The 23,114-nt window shown below is 72.0% G+C and carries 24 protein-coding genes; 14 read left to right on the top strand and 10 right to left on the bottom strand.

Going from position 1 to position 23,114, the window contains the following annotated elements:
* Positions 1–174 precede the first annotated feature (174 nt).
* The 5 genes from ACZ6SA_RS13815 to ACZ6SA_RS13835 are packed head-to-tail and all read left to right on the top strand — an operon-like array spanning position 175 to position 5,651.
* On the top strand, positions 175–1,551 hold the full coding sequence (locus tag ACZ6SA_RS13815) for an ABC transporter substrate-binding protein (RefSeq protein WP_465828134.1): 1,377 nt from the start codon (positions 175–177) through the stop codon (positions 1,549–1,551).
* A gap of 28 nt (positions 1,552–1,579) precedes the next feature.
* Positions 1,580–2,548 carry a carbohydrate ABC transporter permease gene (locus tag ACZ6SA_RS13820; protein ID WP_465828136.1) on the top strand — a complete coding sequence of 323 codons (969 nt, stop codon included), beginning with the start codon at positions 1,580–1,582 and terminating at the stop codon, positions 2,546–2,548.
* A complete protein-coding gene (locus ACZ6SA_RS13825) occupies positions 2,545–3,420 on the top strand; it encodes a carbohydrate ABC transporter permease (protein ID WP_347647419.1) in 876 nt (291 codons plus the stop codon). Before ACZ6SA_RS13820 ends, ACZ6SA_RS13825 begins: the two co-directional genes overlap by 4 nt.
* A complete protein-coding gene (locus tag ACZ6SA_RS13830) occupies positions 3,417–5,066 on the top strand; it encodes an alpha-L-arabinofuranosidase C-terminal domain-containing protein (RefSeq protein ID WP_465828137.1) in 1,650 nt (549 codons plus the stop codon). Before ACZ6SA_RS13825 ends, ACZ6SA_RS13830 begins: the two co-directional genes overlap by 4 nt.
* 39 nt (positions 5,067–5,105) lie before the next feature.
* Positions 5,106–5,651: a hypothetical protein gene (locus ACZ6SA_RS13835; protein ID WP_347647421.1), complete on the top strand. Its 546-nt coding sequence runs from the start codon at positions 5,106–5,108 to the stop codon at positions 5,649–5,651.
* A gap of 43 nt (positions 5,652–5,694) precedes the next feature.
* Here ACZ6SA_RS13835 and ACZ6SA_RS13840 read toward each other — a convergent pair whose 3' ends face one another.
* On the bottom strand, positions 5,695–6,669 hold the full coding sequence (locus ACZ6SA_RS13840; protein ID WP_347647422.1) for an aldo/keto reductase: 975 nt from the start codon (positions 6,667–6,669) through the stop codon (positions 5,695–5,697).
* Between the two features lie 162 nt (positions 6,670–6,831).
* Between ACZ6SA_RS13840 and ACZ6SA_RS13845 the strand changes: the two genes are divergently transcribed.
* Positions 6,832–7,410 carry a TetR/AcrR family transcriptional regulator gene (locus ACZ6SA_RS13845; RefSeq protein ID WP_465828140.1) on the top strand — a complete coding sequence of 193 codons (579 nt, stop codon included), beginning with the start codon at positions 6,832–6,834 and terminating at the stop codon, positions 7,408–7,410.
* Positions 7,411–7,480: 70 nt separating this feature from the next.
* Positions 7,481–8,653, top strand: coding sequence for an MFS transporter (locus ACZ6SA_RS13850; RefSeq protein WP_465828141.1), 1,173 nt, complete (start codon positions 7,481–7,483; stop codon positions 8,651–8,653).
* Here the strand turns inward: ACZ6SA_RS13850 and ACZ6SA_RS13855 are convergent, their stop codons facing one another.
* From ACZ6SA_RS13855 to ACZ6SA_RS13865, 3 genes are all read right to left on the bottom strand, one after another.
* Positions 8,654–9,094, bottom strand: coding sequence for a hypothetical protein (locus tag ACZ6SA_RS13855; protein WP_347647425.1), 441 nt, complete (start codon positions 9,092–9,094; stop codon positions 8,654–8,656).
* 78 nt (positions 9,095–9,172) lie between these two features.
* Positions 9,173–9,613: a MarR family winged helix-turn-helix transcriptional regulator gene (locus ACZ6SA_RS13860; protein WP_347647426.1), complete on the bottom strand. Its 441-nt coding sequence runs from the start codon at positions 9,611–9,613 to the stop codon at positions 9,173–9,175.
* Positions 9,614–9,617: 4 nt separating this feature from the next.
* Positions 9,618–10,658 (bottom strand): hypothetical protein, encoded by a 1,041-nt coding sequence (locus ACZ6SA_RS13865; RefSeq protein ID WP_465828142.1) that lies wholly within the window; start codon positions 10,656–10,658, stop codon positions 9,618–9,620.
* A gap of 364 nt (positions 10,659–11,022) precedes the next feature.
* On the opposite strand from ACZ6SA_RS13865, the gene ACZ6SA_RS13870 reads away from it, so the two are divergent.
* Positions 11,023–11,784 carry a hypothetical protein gene (locus tag ACZ6SA_RS13870; protein ID WP_465828144.1) on the top strand — a complete coding sequence of 254 codons (762 nt, stop codon included), beginning with the start codon at positions 11,023–11,025 and terminating at the stop codon, positions 11,782–11,784.
* Between the two features lie 111 nt (positions 11,785–11,895).
* Here the strand turns inward: ACZ6SA_RS13870 and ACZ6SA_RS13875 are convergent, their stop codons facing one another.
* Entirely contained in the window at positions 11,896–14,013 is a 2,118-nt protein-coding gene (locus ACZ6SA_RS13875; protein ID WP_443154978.1) for a DEAD/DEAH box helicase, read from the bottom strand.
* Between the two features lie 137 nt (positions 14,014–14,150).
* Here ACZ6SA_RS13875 and ACZ6SA_RS13880 point away from each other — a divergent pair, with 137 nt between their 5' ends.
* The 5 genes from ACZ6SA_RS13880 to ACZ6SA_RS13900 are packed head-to-tail and all read left to right on the top strand — an operon-like array spanning position 14,151 to position 19,068.
* Positions 14,151–15,695, top strand: a complete 1,545-nt coding sequence (locus ACZ6SA_RS13880; RefSeq protein WP_465828145.1) for an ABC transporter substrate-binding protein — start codon at positions 14,151–14,153, stop codon at positions 15,693–15,695.
* Positions 15,692–16,669 carry an ABC transporter permease gene (locus ACZ6SA_RS13885; RefSeq protein ID WP_465828147.1) on the top strand — a complete coding sequence of 326 codons (978 nt, stop codon included), beginning with the start codon at positions 15,692–15,694 and terminating at the stop codon, positions 16,667–16,669. The genes ACZ6SA_RS13880 and ACZ6SA_RS13885 overlap by 4 nt, the downstream gene beginning before the upstream one ends.
* The gene (locus ACZ6SA_RS13890; RefSeq protein WP_465828148.1) at positions 16,669–17,526 is read left to right on the top strand and encodes an ABC transporter permease; all 858 of its coding nucleotides are present in this window, start codon (positions 16,669–16,671) and stop codon (positions 17,524–17,526) included. The genes ACZ6SA_RS13885 and ACZ6SA_RS13890 overlap by 1 nt, the downstream gene beginning before the upstream one ends.
* Positions 17,523–18,419: an ABC transporter ATP-binding protein gene (locus tag ACZ6SA_RS13895; RefSeq protein WP_347647433.1), complete on the top strand. Its 897-nt coding sequence runs from the start codon at positions 17,523–17,525 to the stop codon at positions 18,417–18,419. The genes ACZ6SA_RS13890 and ACZ6SA_RS13895 overlap by 4 nt, the downstream gene beginning before the upstream one ends.
* On the top strand, positions 18,412–19,068 hold the full coding sequence (locus tag ACZ6SA_RS13900; RefSeq protein ID WP_465828150.1) for an ABC transporter ATP-binding protein: 657 nt from the start codon (positions 18,412–18,414) through the stop codon (positions 19,066–19,068). The genes ACZ6SA_RS13895 and ACZ6SA_RS13900 overlap by 8 nt, the downstream gene beginning before the upstream one ends.
* Positions 19,069–19,249: 181 nt before the next feature.
* On the opposite strand, the gene ACZ6SA_RS13905 is transcribed toward ACZ6SA_RS13900, so the two are convergent.
* The 5 genes from ACZ6SA_RS13905 to ACZ6SA_RS13925 all read right to left on the bottom strand — a co-directional run bounded on the left by ACZ6SA_RS13905 (position 19,250) and on the right by ACZ6SA_RS13925 (position 22,429).
* On the bottom strand, positions 19,250–19,693 hold the full coding sequence (locus tag ACZ6SA_RS13905) for a CBS domain-containing protein (RefSeq protein ID WP_465828151.1): 444 nt from the start codon (positions 19,691–19,693) through the stop codon (positions 19,250–19,252).
* Between the two features lie 28 nt (positions 19,694–19,721).
* Positions 19,722–20,384, bottom strand: a complete 663-nt coding sequence (locus ACZ6SA_RS13910; RefSeq protein WP_347647436.1) for a potassium channel family protein — start codon at positions 20,382–20,384, stop codon at positions 19,722–19,724.
* Positions 20,377–21,729, bottom strand: a complete 1,353-nt coding sequence (locus tag ACZ6SA_RS13915; RefSeq protein ID WP_465828152.1) for a TrkH family potassium uptake protein — start codon at positions 21,727–21,729, stop codon at positions 20,377–20,379. The genes ACZ6SA_RS13910 and ACZ6SA_RS13915 overlap by 8 nt, the downstream gene beginning before the upstream one ends.
* Before the next feature lie 152 nt (positions 21,730–21,881).
* Positions 21,882–22,211, bottom strand: a complete 330-nt coding sequence (locus ACZ6SA_RS13920) for a DUF3140 domain-containing protein (protein WP_465828154.1) — start codon at positions 22,209–22,211, stop codon at positions 21,882–21,884.
* Positions 22,208–22,429: a hypervirulence associated TUDOR domain-containing protein gene (locus ACZ6SA_RS13925; RefSeq protein WP_132599853.1), complete on the bottom strand. Its 222-nt coding sequence runs from the start codon at positions 22,427–22,429 to the stop codon at positions 22,208–22,210. Before ACZ6SA_RS13925 ends, ACZ6SA_RS13920 begins: the two co-directional genes overlap by 4 nt.
* Positions 22,430–22,534: 105 nt before the next feature.
* On the opposite strand from ACZ6SA_RS13925, the gene ACZ6SA_RS13930 reads away from it, so the two are divergent.
* The gene (locus ACZ6SA_RS13930) at positions 22,535–23,113 is read left to right on the top strand and encodes an NADAR family protein (protein WP_465828155.1); all 579 of its coding nucleotides are present in this window, start codon (positions 22,535–22,537) and stop codon (positions 23,111–23,113) included.
* Position 23,114 lies beyond the last annotated feature (1 nt).

Genomic DNA, 23,114 nt, shown 5'->3' on the forward strand with positions numbered 1-23,114 from the left:
GGCCGCGCTGGCGCGCGATCATCAGGCGCTGCGCCTCCCCCCCCCCCCCCTCCACCCCCACCCCCCCCCCCCCCCCCCCCTCCCCCCCCCCCCCCCCCCCCCCCCCACTCCCCCCCCCCCCCCCCCCCCCCCGCGCTGGCGGCGGCGCTGGCCGGATGCACGGGTGGCGGGCAGATGAGCCGGGAGAGCGGCGGCTCGAGCGGATCCCTCCAGTGGTGGGACCAGTTCCGCCCGTTGACGAAGATGTTGCAGGACGATCTGTTCGGCCCCTACATGAAGGAACATCCCGGGGTCACGATCGAGCGGCGCCAGATGGACGTGCCCGACCTGGGGCAGGCGCTGCAGGTCGGGCGGCGCAGCAACCAGATGCCGGACGTGCACTCGCTGGCCGGCCTGGGAACCTCCGCCGCGGCGCTGGTCAGCGAGAGCTGGTTCCAGCCGATCGGCAAGCTCGCCGACTTCAAGGGGAGCCCGGTCGGCGAGTTCCTCTATGACGGCATGCACCGCTTCGACGGCGGGATCTACTCCTTCCCCATGTTCTCCGGCCGCTGGCACGAGGCGGTGCCGTGGTACAACACCGCGCTGCTCAAACAGGCCGGGGTCGACCCCGAGGAGGAGCCGGCCACCTGGGACGACCTGCGCGACGTCGCCCGGCGCCTCACCAAGGGCACCGGCGACGGCGTGTACGGGATCGTCGTGCCGAGCAAGGAGACCGAATACCTGCAGTTCCTGGTGAACCGGCTGGCCATGACCGCCGGCGCCCCCGGCGGCATCGACTGGACGACGGGCGCGTACGCCTACGACGCCCAGCAGTACGCCGACGCCATCGAGTTCCTGATCGCCCTGCAGACCGACAAGGTCGTGCATCCCGCGTCCCCGTCGATGGGCGCCCGCGACGCCCGCGCCCGCTGGGCGGCCGGTCAGGCGGGCGTGTACCTGTGGGGCGCCTGGTTCATCGGCGGCCTGCGCGTGGACGAGCCGGAGGCCGTGGAGCGCGGGGTCGGGACCTGGCACATCCCCTGCCCCGAGAAGAGCAGGAACTTCGTCTACAGCCCTCCGCAGTCCGGCACCTTCTGGGTGTCGAGCCAGTCGAAGCGGGCCAAGGACGCCGCCGACCTCATGCTGCAGATGACGACCAAGGAGTTCCAGGCCAGGCTGGCCGCCGCCATGGACCAGCCGCCCGCCCTCGCCGACGTGGTGGAGGAGGCGGAGGTGCATCCGGCCTACCGGCAGTGCGTGGCCAACTTCCAGGACGACGTGCGGATCGCCCCGGCGCCCGAGGTCGCCACCCCCGGCGTCTGGCAGGTGCTCGCCGAGATGCGCGACGTCCATCCGAACCTCGGCGACATCGTCCAGTCGGTGCTGACCGGGTCGACCACCGACGTGGCCGGAGAGCTGCGCCGCTACACCGACGCGATGAGCGCCGAGCGCGAGCGTGCCATCAAGGTCGTCCGCGAGGAGAAGGGCGTCGAGGTCGACACGAAGGCCTGGGTGTTCGCCAACTGGGACAGGAAGGCGGACTACGACCAGCAGGCCTACGCCGAGCGCTGAGCCGAGCCCGCCCGCGAACAGGAGCACGATGACAACGACAATCCGGCGGCGCGAGCGTCCGGCCGTGCCGGTCGCGCGGGACCGCGGCGGGCGCGGCCTGCTGCGCCGCCTGCGGCAGGACTGGTGGATCTACCTCTTCCTGCTCCCGACCCTGCTCGGCTACGGCGCCTACACCGTCTACCCGCTGCTGGCCTCGTGGTGGTTCGCCCTCCTCGACTGGCCCGGGTTCGCGACCGCCGGCACCTTCGTCGGCGTCGAGAACTTCGAGCGGCTCATCGGGGACGACCTCTTCTGGAACGCGTTCTGGAACTCGATCGTGTTCCTGGTGTTCGCCGTACCCCTGCGGGTGGGGCTGGCGCTGGCGCTGGCGCTCGTGCTGAACCGGAAGAAGACGCCGTTCAAGGGCTTCTTCCGCACGCTGTTCTTCCTGCCGGTCGTCACCACGGGAGCCATCGTCGGCGTCGTGTTCACCCTGCTGCTCGACGCGAGCGGCCCGGTGAGCCTGGCACTGGTCTGGTCGGGGCTGATCGACTCGCCGGCGAACTTCGCGGCCAGCGCCGGCACCTCCCTCTACGCCGGGATCGCCGTGTGGGTGTGGAAGTGGCTGGGAATCACGCTGATCTACTGGCTGGCCGCGCTGCAGACGATCCCGCAGGGGGTGCACGAGGCCGCGATGATCGACGGCGCCGGCGCCTGGGCGGAGTTCCGCCACGTGACGATGCCACTGCTCGTGCCGTTCCTCGTGATCATCACCCTGATCGACACGGTGGCCGCGTTCAACGTCTTCGACCTGATGCAGACCCTCACCGGCGGGGGCCCGTCCTTCTCATCCGAGGTGATCGAGATCTTCATCTTCCGTACGGCCTTCCAGGCCACCGTTCCCCAGCTGGGTTACGCGTCGGCGGCGGCGGTGCTGTTCGGGCTGCTGACCGTGGGCTTCGCGATCGCCCAGGCCGTCGGCATGCGCTGGGCCAGGGGAAGGACCGGCGCGTCATGACGGCGACCGCGCGGGCCGGCCTGACCTGGCGCGCCCGCCTGCTCCGCCGTCCCAGCCCGGGTCAGGTGGTGACGGTCGTCCTGCTCCTCGTGCTCGGCGGCCTGTGGATCTACCCGTTCGCCTGGCTCGTCTCGGCGTCGCTGAAGTCGTCGCCCGAGATCTTCGGCCGCGGGCTCGCCCTGCTGCCCGAGGAGCCGGTCTGGGAGAACTACGCCCGGGCCTGGAACGAGGTGGGCTTCGCCACGTACTTCGTCAACACACTCGTCATCACCGCGGGCACCGTGCTGCTCGTCGTCGTGCGCAGCGCGCTGGCGGGCTACGTGCTCGGACGTTACGACTTCGTCGGCAAGAAGCTGCTCATCGGGGTGTTCCTGGTCACCTTCTTCCTCCCCGAGGGGTACACGATCATCCCGATCACCCAGCTGACCGACCAGCTCGGCCTGCTCAACACGCACGCCGGCGTGATCCTCGGGCTGGGCGCGGGCGGGCAGATCGCCTCGACCCTGCTCTACGCGGGGTTCTTCCGGCGGATGCCGAAGGAGCTGGAGGAGACCGCGCGCCTGGACGGCGCCGGACATTTCACGATCTTCTTCCGCGTGATGCTCCCGCTCGCCTGGCCGATCACCGCCACGGTGGTCATCCTCACGTTCCTGTTCGCCTGGAACGTCTACCTCCTGCCGCTGGTGTTCACGCTCAGCGAGCCCGGCCTGCGGACGCTGGCCGTGGGCATGACCGTCTTCGTCGGAGAACGGGGCACCGACTGGTCGGGGATGGCCGCCGCGGCGGTCATCTCGCTGATCCCGGTGATCGCCGTCTTCGTCGTGCTCCAGCGCAAGTTCGTCGACAGCATCGCGGGAGCGGTGAAGCAATGACCGGAACGGAGATCCCTGACATGCCCGTCCCCGCCCGTGAGGCGCTCGTGACGATCGACACCCGCCACCCGGAGGGCCGGATCGACGACGACGTCTACGGCCACTTCCTGGAGTCCGCCTTCTTCGGCAACATCGAGGGCGGCGTGTTCGACGAGGGGTCGCCGCTGTCCGTCGGCGACCCCGGCCTGCTCCAGGGCGTGCGCGCCGACGTGCTGGAGCTCTGCCGCGAGCTGGCCCCAGGCCCCATCCGCTGGCCGGGCGGCAACTTCACCTCCGCCTACCACTGGGAGGACGGCATCGGCCCGCGCGACGCCCGGCCCCGCCGGCTGGAGCTGGCCTGGGGCGGGCTGGAGTCCAACCGCTTCGGCACCGACGAGTTCCTGGCCTGGTGCGAGGCCGTGGGCGCGGAGCCGTACCTCGTGCATTCCTGCCGGGACGTCGACGAGGCGGTGCGCTGGGTCGAGTACACCAACGCCGCCCAGGAGACCGCGCTCACCCGCCGGCGCGCCCGCAACGGGCGAGCCGAGCCGTGGAAGGTGAAGTACTGGGGCGTGGGGAACGAGGTCTACGGCCCGTGGCAGATGGGCCATCGCCCGGCCGAGGAGTACGCCGCCGCGGCCCGCGAGCACGCCAGGTTCATGCGCCTGGTCGACCCGGACCTCCGCCTGATCGGCGTCGGCATCCCCTGGCAGCAGGAACAGTGGACGCGCCCCCTGATGCGCCAGGCGGGCCACCTGCTCGACTACCTGTCCCTCCACCTGTACGGCGCCAGCACCCACCTGTGGACCGGAGACGACTACGACGACGTCGTCGCCCAGTCCCTCTACTTCGAGCGGGAGATCCAGTCCTACTCCCAGCTGGTCACGGCGCTCGCCGCGGAGGCCGGCCTGGACCGCCCGCCCGCGCTCGCCCTCGACGAGTGGAACATGCGCCACCTGGAGCCCGCGGCCTGGCCGGACCCGCTCCCCGGCGACGACGGCGGAATCGCCCCGCGCGAGCTCCCCGGCGTGACGCCCGCTGATCGGCCGGGCCCCGTACGGGTGAACCGGTGGAGCCCGCGTACGGTCGGCGACCTCGTCTTCTACGCCGGAGTGTTCCACGCCATCCACCGCACCGTGGGCCTGCCGGCGCCCGTGAGCATGGCCAACCCGGTGAACCTGGTCAACGCCAACGGCGTGATCGTCGCCCGTCCCGGAGGGGCCCTGCGCTCGGCCATCTACCACGTCTGGCACCTCTACCGGCACCACACCGGCCCGACCGTGCTGCCGTCGCGGGTGGACGGCCCGGCGCGCTCGGCGTCGGTCCGGCTCGGCGACAACCGCGGCCCGGACGGGCGGCTGCTCACCGCGCCCATGACCGTCCCCTACGTCGACGTGTCGGCCACCCGCGCCGACGACGGCTCCGTGCGGGTCGCGGTCGTCAACCGGCACCGCGACGAGAGCGTGCGCCTGCGGATCGTCCTCGACGGCGCCGCCGGCGACACTCCCGCGAGCGCGCGGGTCCGCACCCTCGGGGCCGGCGACCTGCACGCGGTCAACACCCTCGGGGCGCCGGACACGGTCGCGGTGCGCGATCTCGGGCAGGTCGAGGCGAGCGACGGCACGTGGGCCGTGGGCCCGCACTCGGTGACCGTGCTCGCCTTCTGAGCTGTCCGAACGACGGGCTCGCTCTGGCAGGCTGGGGGCATGCGGTTCCGGGTGCGCGAGTTCGAGCTGGCCCTGATGCACCGGATGCGTGACCTCAACGCCGGCCGGGTGGAGGACGCGCTCGCCGCCATGGGCGCGTCCGGGGCCGAGGTGCGGGCCGCGCACACCCACTGGACCCGGCTGGCCCACGCGGCCCGGGCTCCCAAGGGAGCGGCGGTGTTCCGGATGGCGCTGGGGCCGCCCCACCACGCGGGCCCGCGCGTGTTCGGCAGCCTGACCTGCGACGTGCACCGGTGGGCCCTGCCGTCGTGGCCGGGCCTGGAGTTCGAGGTGCTGACGGGGCCAGGGGGCGAGGTCTGGAACCAGTGGTTCGTCCGGCCCCGCGGCGGCGTGCGGCTGGCCTTCGCCGACCTCACCCCCTGGACGTGCGTCGTCGCCGACGTGGGCACGAGTTTCCCGGGGGCCACCTCGCTCGAGGGGCAGGCGCCGCACCACTGGTCGGTCGAGTTCGCCCACGCGGGCACGGTGTACCGTGCCCGCTTCGTCTACGGCCTCTACCAGCGTCTCGACCGGCCGGACGGCTGAGCGCCGCAGGCGCCACCGCCCGGCCGGCCGAGGGGGCGGCGCGCTAGGCCGCGACGCCGGACTCCTTGGCGGCGCGGTCGATGGCCGCCAGCTCCTCGTGGGTGAAGCCGAGGTTGTCGACGGCGGCCACGTTCGCCTCCAGCTGCTCGGGGCTGGACGCGCCCACGAGTACCGAGGTGATGCGCGGGTCGCGCAGCGCCCACGCGAGCGCGAGCTGGGCCACCGTCTGGCCACGGGCCTCGGCCAGTTCGGACAGCGACCGCACGAACGCCAGCACCTCCGGCGTCACCCGGTCGGCCGTGAGGAAACGCCCCTCGGCGGCGCGCGAGTCGGCGGGGATGCCGTCGAGGTAACGGTCGGTCAGCAGGCCCTGCGCCAGCGGCGAGTAGACCACGCAGCCGACGCCCTGCTCCTCGAGCACTCCCAGCAACGAGTCCTCGATGCCCCGGTTGAGCAGGGAGTAGGACGGCTGGTGCACCAGGAGCGGGGTGCCGAGCTGGCGCAGCAGGCGGGCGGCCTGGGCGGTGCGCTCGGGGGAGAAGTTGGAGACGCCGACGTAGAGCACGCGCCCGGTGCGGACCATGTGGTCGAGCGTGGCCACCTGCTCTTCGAGCGGGGTGTCGGGGTCGTCGCGGTGCAGGTAGTAGATGTCGACGAAGTCGAGGCCGAGCCGCTCCAGCGACCTGTCGAGGGTGGCGAGCAGGTGCTTGCGGGAGTTGCCCTTGCCGTACGGGCCGTCCCACATGGGGTTGCTGCCCTTGGTCGTGACCACGACCTCGTCGCGCATCGACCGGGGGAAGATCCGGCCGAACGTGGACTCGGCGGCTCCCAGCGGCGGGCCGTACCGGTCGGCGATGTCGAAGTGGGTGATGCCGAGGTCGAGCGCCTTGTGCAGGATCGTGCGCTGGCTGTCGAGCGGCTTGCCTCCGCCGAAGTTGTGCCACAGGCCGAGCGACACGGCGGGGAGCAGGAGACCGCTGCGGCCGCACCTTCTGTACGGCTGGCGTTCGTAGTCCAAGGGTGTCCTTCCGGGGTAACGCGGACCAATGAAACGTTTTACGTAGCCAAGTTAAGCACCTCTTCCCCCTCGTCCGCCGCCACGCGTGCCGCGCCCGCGCGTGGCGTGGCTCGGCGGGCAGTTTCTTTACTGTTCTGTACAAAATACGGTAGCCTGCCCTTCATGGGCAGGCCACGCGAGTTCAGTGATGAGGCCGCCGTCGACGCCGCGATGGAGCTGTTCTGGGAGAAGGGGTACGAAGCGACCAGCACCCAGGACCTGTGCTCTCGCACGGGGCTCGGCCGCGGCAGCCTTTACAACGCCTTCGGCACCAAGCACCGGCTCTACGAGACGGCGATCCGCCGCTACGCCGACACCAAGGGCGAGGCCCAGCTCGCGATGCTGGCCGAGCCCGGCTCCGTGCGTGAGCGGCTGAGAGACCTGATGCTGGGCGTCATCGACGCCGACATGGCCGACCCCGGCCGGCGCGGCTGCCTGGCGCTCAACGCCGCCACCGAGTCGAGCGGGCGCACCGAGGCCGTCGCCGGGCTCGTGCGCCGCCAGTTCACCGACCTGGAGCAGGCGATCCTGCGGCTGGTGGAGGTCGGGCAGAGCACGGGCGAGCTGGCGTCCGACCGGCCGCCGCTCCAGGTGGCGCGCGCGTTCCAGAGCGCCTACTACGGCCTGCGGGTGCTCGCCAAGGTCACCGGCGACCGGCAGGCGCTGCTCGACGTCGTCGAGGGGGCCGTCGCCGCCCTGTGAACCCCGCGGGATCCGCCGCGGGGTTCGTGCTGCCGTCATTTTGTACAGATCGGTAAAGAATGGAGTCTTCGTGACCAGGATCAATGCCGGCGTGCCCGCGCTGATGCTCTGCGTCTTCGGCATCACGACCGGCGAGTTCGTCATCGCCGGAATCCTGCCCGACCTCGCCGAGGACCTGACCGTGTCGATCCCGGCCGCCGGGCTGCTGGTGACGGCGTACGCGATCGGGATGATCGTCGGCGGCCCGGTGCTGACGGCGCTCAGCGCCCGCTTCCCGCGCAAGCCGCTCATCCTGGCCCTGCTCGCGATCGCCATCGCGGGAAACCTGGCCTCCGCGCTCGCGCCCGCCTATCCCGTGCTCCTCGCCGCGCGGGTCGTGACCGCGCTGGTGACGTCCACGTTCTTCGCCAACGCGATCGTCATCGCCGCGTCCACCGCGCCGCCGGACAGGCAGGCGTCCACCGTGTCCACGCTCGTCTTCGGGATGAACCTGTCGATGATCCTCGGCGCGCCCATCGGCACCCTCATCGGCGAGGCGCACGGCTGGCGGGCCACGTTCCTGGCCATCGCCGCGTGTTGCGCGGCCGGATGGTTGCTGGTGGCGCGGCTGGTGCCGGACGTCCGCGCTGCCGCGCCGGCCACCTCCGCGGTGGCCGAGCTGCGCGTGTTCCGCAGGCGCGACGTTCTCCTCGCCATCGCCGTCACCGCCGTGGGCAACGCCGGGCTGCTCATGGTCTTCACCTTCTTCGCGCCCCTGGTCACCACCGTCACCGGGTTCGCCGCCGGCGCGGTCGCCGTCCTGCTGCTGGTGTACGGCGTGGGCGCGGCGGCCGGCAACATCGCCGGGGGCCGCCTGTCCGACATGTCGCCGATGCGGGCGCAGATCGGGCTGCTGGCCCTGCTCGCCGGGGCGCTCGTGCTCATGTGGGCGGTCAGCGGCAGCACGGCCGTCACGGCGGTGATGGTGTTCGTGGTCGGCGCGCTCGGCTTCTCCGTCATCCCCGGGATGCAGGCGCGGGTGCTGGCCACCGCCGCCGCCGCGCCCACGCTGGCCATGGCGGTGAACGCCTCCGCCTACCAGCTCGCCGCGGCCTTCGCCGCCTGGCTCGGCGGCCGGGTCATCGACGCCGGGCTCGGGCTGCGCTCGCTCTACCTCGTGGCGGCGGCCGTCACGGTAGCGGGCATCGCGGTGAGCGGTTACGCCTGGCTCCGCGACCGCGGGCGAGTCGTACGCACCGGTTAGTTAACCGGCTCCCGGCTGGACGATCATCAGCACGACCACGACCGCCCACAGCACGTTGTAACCGCCGGTGAGCATGCTCAGCGTGCGCAGCGCCGCCGGCCCGCCGGGCTCGGCAAGCGCGGCCCGCTGGCGGGGGACGATCAGCAGGGCCAGCAGGCAGCCCGCCGCGAGGGTCAGCACCATGGAGGCGACCAGCCACGTTTCGCTCATCCTGCCCTGGACGACGGCCAGCACGATGCCGGCCGCGGGCACCAGGACGGCGGCGATGCCGTAGCCGCGGCTGACGCGGTGGAGCGCTGCGGCCACGGCCCTGCTGCGCTCGCCGCCCTCCGCCGCTCCTGCGACCGGCGCGTACCGCGGGAACAGGCTCGCCGCGACGGCCGACCCTCCGACGAACAAGAAGCCGGCCAGCACGTGCACCGACAGCAGCAGACCCTCCACCGATCCTCCAGACGCCGAACGACCTTCAGGCGCCTTGAAGCTTAGCACGCAAGCTTCAAGGCGCCTGAAGGTGGTGGGTCAGCCCGCGCCCAGGAAAGCCGCCCGCACCGCGTCGCCGACCTGGCGCTGGATCGGATCGGCCGCCGGGCCGAACAGCAGGTCGTCCACCCGCGCCACCACCTCCCGCGCCGCGTCGAGCAGCCGCGCCCCCTCGGCCGTGACCTCGATGGTCGAGGCCGACCCGGCCCGGGCGGTGCGGTCGCGCACCAGCCCGGCGGCGGCCAGCGCCTTGACCGCCGCGTGCACGCTCTGCACCGTGGTGCCCGACATCCGGGCCAGCTCGCTGAACGACACCCCGGGCATCCCGGCGATGTGGCCCAGCAGCCCCAGCCGGCCGACCGTGAGATCCAGCGGCGCCAGGGCGGCGCCCAGCTCGCTCTCGATGCGGCGGGCCAGCGTGAGCAGGACGATGGAGGTGCTGGTCACGGGCGGTCCGGGACGGTCGTTCTCGGCGGTCATCCCTTCAGTTTCCCGCAGCGCGGCACGGCCGCGTACCCCGGATCACGCCTTGTCCCGCGGCCAGGTGAGCTCCGGCCGCGCGGGACTGCCCTCGGGCTTCATGGCCGGCAGCCGGGCGGGATGGTGGTATTCGACCCGCACCTTGTAGAAGTCGGCGTCCGCGCGCGGCCGGCCGTCCTTGTCGAGCGCGGGCGTCACCTCCACCTCGGAGTAGGCGGTCAGCAGCGAGCCCGGGTCGAGGTAGTAGACCGCGTGGAAGCCGGTGCCCATCCCGCCGGTGTAGGAGTACGGATGGGTCTGCGGGTCCAGGCCCGACTTCTTGAACGACCACATGAGCGACTTGGCCGCCGTAGTACAGGTCGTCGGCGCGCTTGACCGGCGTGTAGTCCACGGCGAGCCGGAGATACTGCTTGCCCTTGACCTCGGCCAGCCGCAGCTCGCCCGGCCTGACGAACCCCTTGTAACCGGTCTGGAGCTCCTTGACCCACGTGTCGGCCTGCGCCTGCGTCATGCCGCCCGTGGAGATGCCGTCGGAGATGTAGCGATAGGCGCTCTGCAACCGGCAGAGGGAGTCGCCCGGGTCGGGGCCGTCCCACCGCTTGAGCTTGTAGCTGTAGCCGTACCCCGCCCCGTCGCGGCAGACCGTGATCGGGTCGTCCGCCTCGGCCGACCCCCACGCCATGCGGAACTTCTTGGTCCGGTAGTCGAACCCGCTCTCCCACACGTAGCCGGGCTCGCCCTGCCGGTATTCGGACTCCTCGGTGTACGACTCCTGCGTGAGGTGCCGGACCGGTTGCGTGGCCATCTTCGTGAAACCGGCGTAGAACAGCGCCGTGGGATCGACCGAGCTCACGTCCTCGGCGGTCAGGCGGCCCTTCTTCAGCACGTCGAGGCTGTCCGGGTCGCCCGCCGCGGCCCCGCCCTCGCCGGAGCTCTGCCACAACAACCATCCGCCCCCCAGGCCGAGCACCACGACCACCGCGAGCACCGCCGCGAGGGCGATCAGCCCTCCGCGTTTCCGCGGCGGGCGCGGGGGAGGGGGCATGGGCCCGGGCGGACCGCCATGGTACGGCGGTGGCATGGGTCCCGGAGGGCCGCCGCCGTGCGGCGGTCCCATGGGCCCGGGCGGGTTGCCGCCGTGCGGCGGCCTTACGGGTGGCCCGCCGGGGTGCGGTGGCAGCCCGGCGCGGTGAGGTGGCGGCCCGGCATGCCGAAATCGATCCTGAGGTCCTCCCGGCCACTGCGCCATCTGGTCTTTCCCGTCACGTCGTCACTACTGGCCGAGAACGCTAGCAACACCCCCTGACGCTTCGAAAATGCTGGAAGTCTCGCCGACGGCTTTACCTGATCTTTCGGTGCCCGCTGGTTGAGTGACCACCGCGACGTTGATCGACCCCCTTGGAGGATCCATGAAAGCGAAGCTCGCGCTGGCCGCCCTGACCGCGCTCGTGTCCGTGACCGCTCCCGCAGCGCCCGCGAGCGCCGACCCCGCCGACCCCGCGCCCGGCGGGCCGCAGCGGCCCCACGAGGCGGACGTCGAGGGGCCCCGCAACATCGACTCCCTGGCGGTGACGGCGACCGCCGGTCCGGGCCGCGGTGTGACGCTCGCCTGGGACCGGCGCAGCCGTGCCGGCACCGGGCAGGTGCCCGCGGGCGCCAGGCGGTTCGTGTTCCTGTTCGACCGGTCGGTGCGCTTCAACCCTGACGCCTTCCCCACCTGCGACCGCGCCCTGATCGAGGAGAAGGGCGCGACCGCCTGCCCGGACGGCTCCCAGGTGGGCACCGGACTGGCCGAGTACGCCACCGGGGAGCCGCGCGAGGTGCTCGCCTTCAACACCCGGATCGGCCGCTCGCCCGGCGTGCTGGTCGTGCTGCCCTCCACGGGCGTGGTGCTGGAGCAGACCCTGGAGCGTGTGTCGCGCCCGTACCGGAAGGACTACCGGTGGGCGCTGGACGAGATCCTGCCGCCGAACGACACCCCACCCCAGGAGCGCGCCGGCACCACCAGGTTCCGGTTGTCGTTCGGCGCCACCCGCGAGCACCACGGCCGCACCGTCGGCTTCGTGGAGACCACGGCCAGGCCCGGGTCGGCGCTGACCTTCGGGTTGTGGAGCGAGTTCGTCACGGGCCAGGTGCTGGTGCCGGCCGCGAAGGCGCGGCTCGGCCGCTGAGCGGCGGGCTCACGTGCCGGCCGGGACGTCGCGGCCGTCCGGTGAGCGGCGGGCTCTCCTCCAGGGCGCGTCGTTCGCCGAGGCCGGGGAGCCGGTCGTACGGATGCCGGCTCACCCGGTGCCGTCACCGTGGTCGAGCAGGCGGCGCTGCTCCTCCTCGATCACCTGCCGGGCCAGCGCCTGCTCCGAGATGTCCACCGCGTCGGCCGCCGACTCGGCCAGGTCGCTGCGCCGGGCGTAGGCGTCGAAGAGCCGCGACTTGCGGTGCAGGATGTCCAGCATGCGCTGGTCGACCGAGTCGACCGTGAGCAGCCGGTGCACCTGCACCTTGCGGACCTGCCCCATCCGGTGGGCGCGGCCGATCGCCTGGGTTTCCATGCTCGGCTTGACCTGCGGCTCGCACAGGATCACGACGGAGGCGGCCTGCAGGTTGAGCCCCACCCCGCCCGCCTGCACCTGGCTGAGCAGCACCGCGTGGCCCTTGGCCGCGGAGAACTCGTCGACCACCTGCTGCCGGCGCGCGGCGCCGACGTCGCCCGACAGCGGCCCGTGCGCGCGGCCGTTCAGCTCCGCCCGCACGCGGGCGAGCACCGCGCGGAAGTAGGAGAACACGACCACCTTGAGCCCGTTGGCCTCGGCGTCCTCGACGAGTTCGAGCAGGCGCTTCAGCTTGGCCGAGGTGGAGGGCTCGGCGTAGGCGGCGCGGCGCATGGCCATGAAGTTGCCGTCGGACACGGCCTGCCGGTAGGCCGCGAAGTCGGCGCCGCTGAACTCCACCCACTCGTCCGCGTCGACCCGGTCGGGCAACTCGGCCAGCACGTCCTGCTGGTTGCGCCTCAGGTAGACGGGCGCGACCGCCTTCCTGAACGCCTGCGCGCCCGCCACCATGTCGCTGTTGCGCAGGCCTGCGGCCAGCTCGGGCCGCAGGTAGGAGACCAGCACGCGGAACTCCTCCACGCGGTTCTCCATCGGCGTGCCGGTCAGGAAGAGCACCCGGTCGACGCGCCGGCACCATGAGGCGACCGTCTGGGACCGCTTGGCCTGCGGGTTCTTCACGTAGTGGGCCTCGTCCACGACGAGCAGGCCGGGCACGGCCTCCGTGCCGAGCCGGTGGAGGCTGTCGAGGGTGACCACGGCGACGCCGCCCTGCCGCTCCCACTCCTGCTGGGCCGCGAGCCTGTCGGGCCCGTGCAGCGGGTGGGCGCGCAGGGTGCTGCGCGACTCGATCTCCCGCACCCAGTTGATCAGGACGCTCGTGGGGCACGCCACCAGGAAATGTGTCGCCCCCTCCGCCCTGAGGTGCGCCATCACGGCGATGGCCTCGATCGACTTGCCCAGGCCCATCTCGTCGCCGATGATCACGCGTTCCTGGGCGAGGGCGAAACGGGCGCCGAACGCCTGGTAGCCGCGGAGCGACACCCGGCGGCAGGTGTCGTCGAGCGGCTGCCCGCCGACCTTGGCCGCCAGGTCGTCGGGCAGCGAGGTCTCGCCCGCCGGCAGGGGCTCCCCGGCGAGGTCGGTCAGCAGCCCGAAGTATTCGGGGGAGCGGGACTCGAAGTCCGCCCACGCCTCCGGGTCGGACGCGGGCGGGCGCAGCAGATCGGTGGTGACCTGGGCGAGCAGCAACGGTGTCTCCGCCGAGGCGTCGAGCAGGCCGGAGATCTCGGCCAGCGCGTCGCGTGCCCGCTGCCGCCGCTTGGGCAGCGTGAACCACATGCGCAGGCGGCTGCGCGCCGGCCTGGCCGCGGCCAGCAAAGGCCCCAGCCGCCCGTCCAGGTCGCGGGCGGCCGCGACGGCCCGGGGCAGGTCGGGGCCCACCCGCACCAGGCGGTGCAGGGCGATCACGAGGTCGGTGACCGGCTGGTCGTGGTGCTCGACGTCGATGCGGACGCTCGCGGCGTCGGCCGCCGCCCGCTCGATCTGCCGGGCGGCCGCGTGGATGTGGCCCGCCGTCCGCGCGCCGATCCCCGGAAGCAGCTGCAGCCGGTACGCCGAGGCGTCCAGCACCTGCCGCACGGTGGTGTAACCGGCCTTCTCCAGGGTGGCGACGCGCAGCCGGCCGTCGGTGACGTCTTTCAGCCGGGAGATCGGGACCGACTCCAGCTGCGTCCTGGCCGCGTCGAGGCGCACCTTGTCGAGGGCGGCCGCGGCCTGCCGGTGCACGACGGCGTGCTCGCCCAGCAGCGCGCGTGCGGCGGCGAGGAGACGGTCCGCTTCACGGAGTTCCACCGAACCTAGGATGCCGTCGCCGAGGTTGCGACCGTGTAACGGCCCGCCCGGGCGAGTCCTGGCACGGGCGGCCGATGCGATGCGCCACTATTGCAACTCTCTTGCAATAGGAAGAACTTCGCTTTAAGGTCGCGAGCATGAAGCGAAGATCGGCACTGTTCGGGGTGTTTGTCCTGGCGTTGACCGCGTGTTCGGCGCCCTCGCAGCCGTCCGCGGCTCCGGCCGCACAGAACACCGCCGTGCTGGGCCTGAGCTCGGAGCCCGACTCGCTCAACCCGGTTCTCGGCTACGCCCCGGACGGGGGCTCGCTGATCTTCGACGGGCTCGTACGGCGCACGCCCGACCTCAAGCTGCGACCGGCTCTGGCCGAGTCGTTGCCGGAGGTGGACGGGGAGAAGGTCGAGTTCACCCTGCGCCAGGGTGTCACGTTCCACGACGGCAGGCCTCTGACCAGCGCGGATGTCGTCTACACCTACGAGCAGGTGCTGGCATCCGGCAACAACTCGCCGATCAGGGGCGACTACGCCGCCATCGACAAGGTCGACGCGCCCGACGCCCGCACGGTCGTCTTCCACCTCAAGTACCCTTACGCGCCCATCCTGCAGCGGGCCACGCTCGGCATCGTTCCTGATAAATCGGACTTGTCGGGCAAGCCGGTAGGGACCGGACCGTACACATTCGTGTCCTGGACCAAGGGCGACAAGATCGCGCTCAAGGCCAACGAGCGTTACTGGGGCGACGTGCCGGCCGTCAAGAACCTGGTGCTCGCGTACACCACCGACGACAACGCGCGGGCGACCAGGATGGCGGCAGGCGAGTACACCGCGACCGAGCTGCCGCCCAAGGCGGTCGACCGGTTCAGGGACCAGCCGGGGATGACCGTCCACGAGGCGCCCAGCGCCGACTACCGGGGAGTCATGTTCCCGATGGACCGGCCGGTGACCGGCGACCTGGCCATCCGGAAGGCACTCAGCCTGGCCGTGGACCGCTCCGCGATGGTCTCGGCGATCCTGGCGGGCGCGGGCGCTCCCGCGTTCGGGCCGATCGCGCCCGGGACCGGGTGGCACGATTCCTCTGTCACCGGCTCCGCGCAACCCGACCGGGCCAAGGCCGTGGCGACGCTGGAGGAGGCCGGCTGGAAGGCGGGCGCGGACGGCATCAGAACCAAGGACGGCACGGCCGCCAGGTTCACGCTGATGTACCCGGCCGGCGACTCGCTGCGCAAGGAACTCGCCCTCGCCGTCGCCTCGGACGCCAAACAGGTGGGCATCGACGTCCGGCTCGCCGGGCTCGACTGGGACGCCATCGACCAGCGCATGTCCAAGGACGCGCTGATCATGGGGTACGGCACCCCGTACGACCCCGACTACACCAACTACGAGCTGTTCCACTCCTCCTACGCCGGCCAGGGCTACTTCAACCCGGGCCGCTACCAGAACCCCGCCATGGACCGGCTGCTCGACACCGGCCGCCGCACGTCCGACCAGGCCGCCCGCAAGAAGGCCTACCAGGAGGTGCAGCGGCTCATCCGCGACGACGCCGTCTGGCTGTACCTCGTCCATCTGAAGCACACCTACGTCGTCCGGGGCGACTGGAGCGGGCTGCAGGTCGGGGTCGAGGCGCACGAGCACTCCACCGGCGGCATGCTCGGGACGGTCGTGAACTGGAAGCCCGGCTCATGACCTGGGTGCGGATCGTCGCCTGGCGGCTCGCCTTCACCGTGCCGCTGCTGCTGGCCGTGACGTTCGGGATGTTCGCGCTGGCCAAGGCGTCCCCGTTCGACCCCGTACGGCAGTATCTGGGCGAGCGGGCCATGATCACCAGTCCGGAGGTCATGGCCGGGATCAGGGCCAACTGGGGGCTCGACGAACCCCTCATGGAGCAGTACGCCACCTGGCTCGGCAACCTGCTCAGCGGCGACCTCGGAGAGTCGCGGTCGCTGCGCCTGCCGGTCGCGCAGGTCATCGGCGAGCGGCTGGGCTGGACGCTGCTCGTCGTCGGATGCGCGCTCGTGGTGATGCTCGTCGCCGGGCTGGCCGTGGGAACGCTGGCCGCCTGGCGGCGCGACTCGTGGCTCGACCGCCTCGTCACCGGCACCGCCTACACCAACGAGGCGGCCCCCGTCTTCTGGGTGGGGCTGCTGGCGATCTGGGTGTTCTCCGTGACACTGGGCTGGCTGCCCGCGGGCGGGCTCACCGACGCCGCCTCCGCCACGGTGACGCTGCCCGACCTGCTGCGCCACATGGTGCTGCCGGTGGCCGTGCTGGCGTTCTCGCAGTCGTCGTGGCTCCTGCTGTTCGTGCGGGAGTCGGTCATCGGCGTCCTGCGCGAGGACTTCATCACGGGTGCGCGGGCGCGCGGGTTGCGCGGGCGCACGGTGCTACTGCGGCACGCGCTGCGCTCGGCGCTGCTGCCGTTCATCACGATCACGGGGGCCAGAGTGCCGGAGCTGGTGACGGGGGCGATCCTGGTGGAGGCGGTGTTCTCCTGGCCGGGAGTGGCCGGCACCACCATCAAGGCGGCGCTGTCGGTCGACTTCCCCCTGCTGGCCGCGCTCACCCTGCTGGCCACACTCGCGGTCGTGGGCGGCAACCTGCTGGCGGACCTGGCCTACACGGTGGCCGACCCCCGCGTGCGCGTGCTCGGGATGGGCTGATGGAGATCGCACGCGAACGCCAGGACGCGTCCGGCAGGCCGGCGCGCCGGCTCCGGATCGCCCTGGGCACGCTGGCCGTGCTGGTCCTCGCCGTGGTGCTGGTGCCGCTGATCGTCCAGCTCGACCAGCAGCTCGTCGACCTGCGGGCCGCCTCGCTGCCGCCCTCGCCAGGCCACCCGTTCGGCACCGACGAGGTCGGCAGGGACGTGCTGATCCGCTCGATCTACGGGCTGCGCGTGTCGATCCTGGTCGGCCTGGTCGCCGCCGTGGCGAGCGTGCTGATCGGCGGCCTGGTCGGGCTGGCCGCCGGCGCGGCGGGGGGAGTGGCCGACCGGCTGCTCATGCGGGTCGTCGACGGCTTCAACGCGCTGCCTCACCTGCTGTTCGGCATCTTCATCGTGGCCCTGTTCGCGCCGAGCGCGGTCGCCGTGGTGGTGTCGGTGGCGGTCACCCACTGGACCACGGCCGCCAGGATCGTACGATCCGAGGTGCTGTCGCTGCGCGGGCGGCCCTTCGTGGACGCCGCCATCTCAGGAGGCTCGGGACGGCTGCGCGTCATCCGCCGCCACTTCGTGCCCAACCTGGTATCCCACCTGCTGCTCGCCACCGTGCTGATGATCCCGCACGCCATCTGGCACGAGACCGCGCTCAGCTTCCTCGGCCTGGGGCTGCCGCCCCACCTGGCCTCGCTCGGCAACATGATCAACGATGGGCAGCGCTCGCTGCTCGCAGGGGACTGGTGGCCGAGCCTGTTCCCCGGCCTGTTCATCCTGCTGCCCACGCTGGCGGTCTCGGCGCTCGCCCAGCACCTGCGCGACCGGACCAACCCGCGCTGGAGATCGGAGCTGGTGTTGTGAGGTTGCGTGTCGACGGGTTGTCGATCCGTTTCCGGCTGCCCGGCGCGGTCGTGCAGGCGGTCACCGACGCCCGCTTCGAGCTGCGCGAGGGCCGCTGCCTGGCACTGGTCGGCGAGTCCGGCTGCGGCAAGTCCGTGATGGCGCATGCCCTGCTCGGCCTGCTGCCGGGCAACGCCGACGTCACGGGGCATGCCTGGCTCGGCCCGCTCGACCTGGTCGCCGCCCCGGAGAAGGTGCTGGCCGGGCAGGTACGCGGACGCATGATCGGCCTCGTCCCCCAGAGCCCCGCCGCCCACCTCACGCCCGTGCGCACCGCCCGCGCCCAGCTCGCCGAGGCGTTGCGCGAGCTCGGCCGTACGGAGACAGCCGACGAGGTCGCCGCGCGGGCCGGGCTGCGCCCGCAGGACCTCGACCGCTACCCGCACCAGCTCTCCGGCGGCATGGCGCAGCGCGTCGCCAACGCGCTCGCCCTCGCCGGCGACCCGCCCCTGATCGTCGCCGACGAGCCCACCACCGGCCTCGACCGGCCCCTCGTGGACGCGACCATGACCGAGCTGCGCCGCCTGTGCGACGAGGGCCGCGCGGTGCTCGTCATCACCCACGACCTGCGCGCGGCCGAGCGGGTGGCCGACGACATCGCCGTCATGTACGCCGGCCGCATCGTGGAGCTGTCCGAGGCGGGCCCGTTCTTCGCCGGGCCGCGCCACCCCTACGCGCGCGGGCTACTGGACGCGCTGCCCTCGCGCGGGTTCGTCCCGATCCAGGGGCAGCCGCCCGAGCTCACCCGCCTGCCGGAGGGCTGCGCCTTCCGGCCGCGCTGCTCCCAGGCGACACCCGTGTGCGAAGAACGCCCCGTCATGAGCGGAAAAGGAGTGGCCTGCCACCATGCTTGAGGCCAACGGCGTCACCGTCCTGTTCGGCCGGCATCGCGTGCTCGACGGCGTGACGCTGTCCGTGGCTCCCGGCGAGGTCCTCGGCCTGGCCGGGCCCAGCGGCTGCGGCAAGTCCACCCTGGCCCGCGTGCTCGCCCTCCTGCTGCGCCCCTCCGCGGGCACGGTCACCGTCGACGGGCACGCCGTGACGCGGTGGCGATATCGGGCACCGCACCGCACCTCGATCGGACTGGTCTTCCAGCAGCCGCGCCTGGCCGTGGACCCGCTCTTCACGCTGCTCGACGTGATCACCGAGCCGCTGCGCGCCGCCCGCCGGCCCCTCGAACGAGCCCTCCTCCTGGCGGAGGAGCTGGGGCTCACGGCCGAGCTGTTCGGCCGCCGGCCGCACGAGGTGTCGGACGGGCAGCTCCAGCGCGCCTGCGTCGCCCGGGCGCTGGCGCTCGAACCGCGCTACCTCATCTGCGACGAGATGACCACCATGCTCGACGCCTCCACCCAGGCCCACCTCGTCGCCAGGATCGAGGAGTACCGGAAGCGCACGGGGGCCGGGGTGCTGGCCATCAGCCACGACACCGAACTGCTCGACCGCTGGGCGGGCGGCAACGTACACGACTGGTCGTCCCGGCCCCAGCCCACCCGGCCGGCCTGACGGCCGGGCCGGATCACGCCGAGCCCCGCCCGGCCGGTGCGCCGGACACACCTGATCGACCGCCCGCCCCAGCGGCGTCACCCTGCTCGCACCGCCCGCCGCGGACGCCTTCGCGCCCGTTCGGTGGGACGAACGGGCTCCGCGCCGGCTCAGCACCCACGAGCCGCCCGGAGGGCGCGGGTCACAGCTCGAGGGCGCGGTCGAGGAGGGATTGCAGGGTGACCGCACCGGCCAGCCGCCCGTCGTCCACGACGGCCACCAGCGGGCTGCGCGTACGCGCCATCAGCGCCGCCAGCTCCAGCACCGTCGCCGTCATGTCGGCCACCGGCAGCTCGCGCGGCTGCTCCGGCAGGCACTCCCGGACGGTGCGGCCGCCGAGCTGCCGCAGGAAGAGGTCGGCGTGGGCCTCGTCGACCACCCGGGCCAGCGCCGGGTCGTCCCGGCAGTAGGCGGGCACCGCCAGGCGCAGCACCTGCGTGCCGGGCAGGATGCTGACCGGCATCCCGGCGTCGTCGACCAGGATGAGCCCGGGCAGATCGCGCTCGGCCAGCAGCCTGGCCGCCTCCAGCGCCGGCGTGTCCATGGTGACGGTGGGGAACTCGACCGTGAGATCGCGTGCGCGCATCATGACCTCCGCAGCTGGAGCCTGGTCCTCATGGCAGCTCCGCGAAGCGTTCGACCTGTTCGGTACGGCCGGAGACGAGGACCACGTCCCCGTAGGACAGCTCGGTCTCCGCGGTCGCGTAGGTGAACTCCTCGCCCGGGGGCTTGACCGCCACGATGGTGACCCCGTACTTGCGGCGCAGGTTGGACTGGCCGAGCGGGATGCCGACATATTCCTTGGGCGGCGTGGTCTTGGCCAGCGCGAAGTCGTCGTCCACCTGCATGTAGTCGAGCATCCGGCCGCTGACCAGGTGGGCGACCCGCTCGCCCATGTCGTGCTCGGGGAAGACGACGTGGTGGGCGCCGATGCGGCTGAGGATGCGGCCGTGCTGGGTGCTGATGGCCTTGGCCCAGATGTCGTTGATCTCCAGTTCGACCAGCAGCGACGTGGTCAGGATGCTGGCCTCGATGTCGCTGCCCACGGCCACCACCGCCTGGTAGAAGTCGGACACTCCGAGCTGGCGCAGCGCTTCGATGTCGGTGGCGTCCGCGGTCGCGATCTGGGTGATCCGCCCGGCCAGGCTCTGCGTGATCTTGGGCCGGCTGTCGATGGCCAGCACCTCGGTGCCGCGCCGGGTGAGCTCCAGCGCCAGGGACGTACCGAATCGCCCCAGCCCGATGACGACGACGGGGTCGCCTTTGTACTCAGCCAACGATGACTCGCTCCTCGGGTAGCTCGTAGTGGCGGGCGCGCCTGTTGAGTGCCAGGGCCGAGCCCAGGGTGAGGGGGCCGATCCGGCCGATGAACATCAGCACCGTCAGGAGCAGGTGCCCGGCCGTGCCGACTTCCGGGGTGATGCCGGTGGACAGGCCCGCCGTGCCGAACGCCGAGATCACCTCGAACAGCACCTGGTCCAGCCTGTGGGGGGTGAGCGCGAGCAGCGCGTACGTCGACACGGTCACGAGCGCGACGCCCATCACCGTGATCGTGACCACCTGGCGCTGCGTGGTCTCGGGAAGCCGCCGGTGACCGATGTTCACCCTGCTCTCCCCGCGGAGCTCGGCCCAGACGATGAACGCGAGCATCCCGATCGTGGTCACCTTGATGCCGCCCGCGGTGCCGGCGCTGCCCCCGCCGATGAACATCAGCAAGTCGGTGGCCAGCCAGCTCGACGGGTACATCTGACCGATGTCGACGACGTTGAACCCGGCCGAGCGCGGCATCACCGACGTGAAGAAGGCGGCCAGCAGCTTCCCGCCGTCGTCGAGCGGGCCGAACGTCCGGGGGTTGCGCCATTCGGTGGCCAGGAAGACGAGAGTGCCGAACACCAGCAACGTCACGGTCACCGCGACGGTGATCCTGGTCAGCACCGTCCATCTGCTCGGATGCCGCCATGACCGGGCCAGCTCGAACACCACGGGGAAGCCCAGCCCGCCGACGATGGCCGCGGTCGCGATGGTCAGGCAGATCCACGGGTCGGCGACGAACCGGATGAAGTTGTCCGGCCAGAGCACGAACCCGGAGCTGTTGAAGGCGGAGATCGCGTGGAAGGCGCCCAGGTAGGCGGCGCGGCCTAAGGACTCGCCGTAGCCGATGACGAAGCGGCCGGTGAGCAGGACGGCGGCGACGGCCTCGCAGGCCAGGCTGAACAGGAAGATCTTGCGCACCAGCTTGCGCACGTCGCTCATGCTCAGCGTCTTGGTCTCCGTCTGGGCGGCGATCCGCGCCCGCAGTCCCAGCCGGCCCGAGATGAACAGGGTGAACAGGGTGGCCAGCGTCATGATCCCGAGGCCGCCCGCCTGGGACAGCCCGGCGATCACCACTTCGCCGAACGCCGACCAGTGTGACGCGGTGTCGACGACGGCCAGCCCGGTGACGCAGACGGCAGAGGCGGCGGTGAACAGCGCGACCACGGTGTCCGTGGCCTCGCCCTCTTCGGTGGCGATCGGCAGCGAGAGCAGGGCGGTGCCGACGGCCACGGCCAGGCCGAACGCGGCGACCACGAGCTGGGCGGGATGCCGGAATCTGGCTGGAAAGGGCGGTGTCGCGCCCATCATCGATCGCCGCCCCGCATGTCACGCATCGTGCACGCCCCTAGGGAAACCTCAGCAGGCAGTCGAAGCCGACTTCCCTGCTCACAGCGCACTACGGTAACAGCCTTCCAGGGCGCCGGCGCACCAGAGTCGTCCGCCCGTGAACACCCCCCGCGTCACTTGAGTGGATCATGGCCCCAGTTCATCAGCGAGTAACGCCACCTGGACGCCGTGACGTCGCCGGAAGGGCGCTGCGCGAGGTGGCGGTGGACGTAGCCGACGACCTTGTTCATGTGGTCGTAGTCGTCGTCCGTCCAGTCGCCCTTCTTCTTCCGGAGGAGGTCGACGATCCTCCTGCCGGACTCGTGGCCGACCGACTCGCCGCCGCCGTCCTTCTGCCCCACCGCCTGGGACTCGTCGGTGGCCAGCCAGCGTTCGAGCTCGCCGGCGGTCATGTTCACGGACTTGCCGAACTCGGCCGCGACCTGCCGGCGGTCCTCGCTCACGAGCCTTCCTTGCGCAGCGCCGACGGCTTGTGCACGGCCTTCTTGCCGCTCTTCTCGCTGCGCACCACGTACTGGGGCTCCTCGGGAGAGGCCGCGACCGTGCGGCCGGCCTCCTTCTGCCTCTTGGTGAGCTTCTTCTCCACCTTGCCCTTGGCGGTGGAGCCGTGGCTGCGCCAGGTGACCTCGTCACCCTCGGCCGGTTCTTTCTTCTTTCCCATGCGCTCCGGCTACCCGGCGCCCACGCGGGTAGCCCCGGCGCACCCGTTCTTTACCCGGACGCGGGTCACGCTGCCCGGCCGGAGCCGGTCCCGTAGGTTGAGGCCATGCCAGACGACGCTCCCCTTCCGATGACCGTCGCGGAGACGATCGCCGCGGAACGCGCGGGCCGGCCACTGAAGTTCCTCTTCTTCTGGGGCCACCGGCCGGCCCGCGACGGCGGCCCAGGCCCGGGCTGCCTCAGCCAGTGGTGGCCGGTCACGTTCCACGAGGACGGGCACACCTACGCCTCGGCCGAGCACTACATGATGGCGCACAAGGCGTGGTTGTTCGGTGACGGGGAAAGCGCGGCCAAGATCCTCGCCGCCGGCCACCCGGGTGAGGCGAAAGCCCTCGGGCGCACCGTGCGCGGCTTCGACGAGGCGACATGGGGCGCCCACCGCTACGGCATCGTGGTGCGGGGGAGCATCGCCAAGTTCGGGCAGCACGCGGAGCTGGCCGCGTTCCTGCGGGGGACGTCGAACCGGGTGCTGGTGGAGGCGAGCCCGCTCGACCGGGTGTGGGGCATCGGACTGGCGGCCACCGACGAGCGCGCCGCCTCGCCCGCGACGTGGCCGGGCCTCAACCTGCTCGGCTTCGCTCTCATGGCCGCCCGCGACGCGCTCCGCCAAGCCACCACGCCATGAC

The organism is Nonomuraea sp. NPDC049378 (assembly GCF_055586745.1).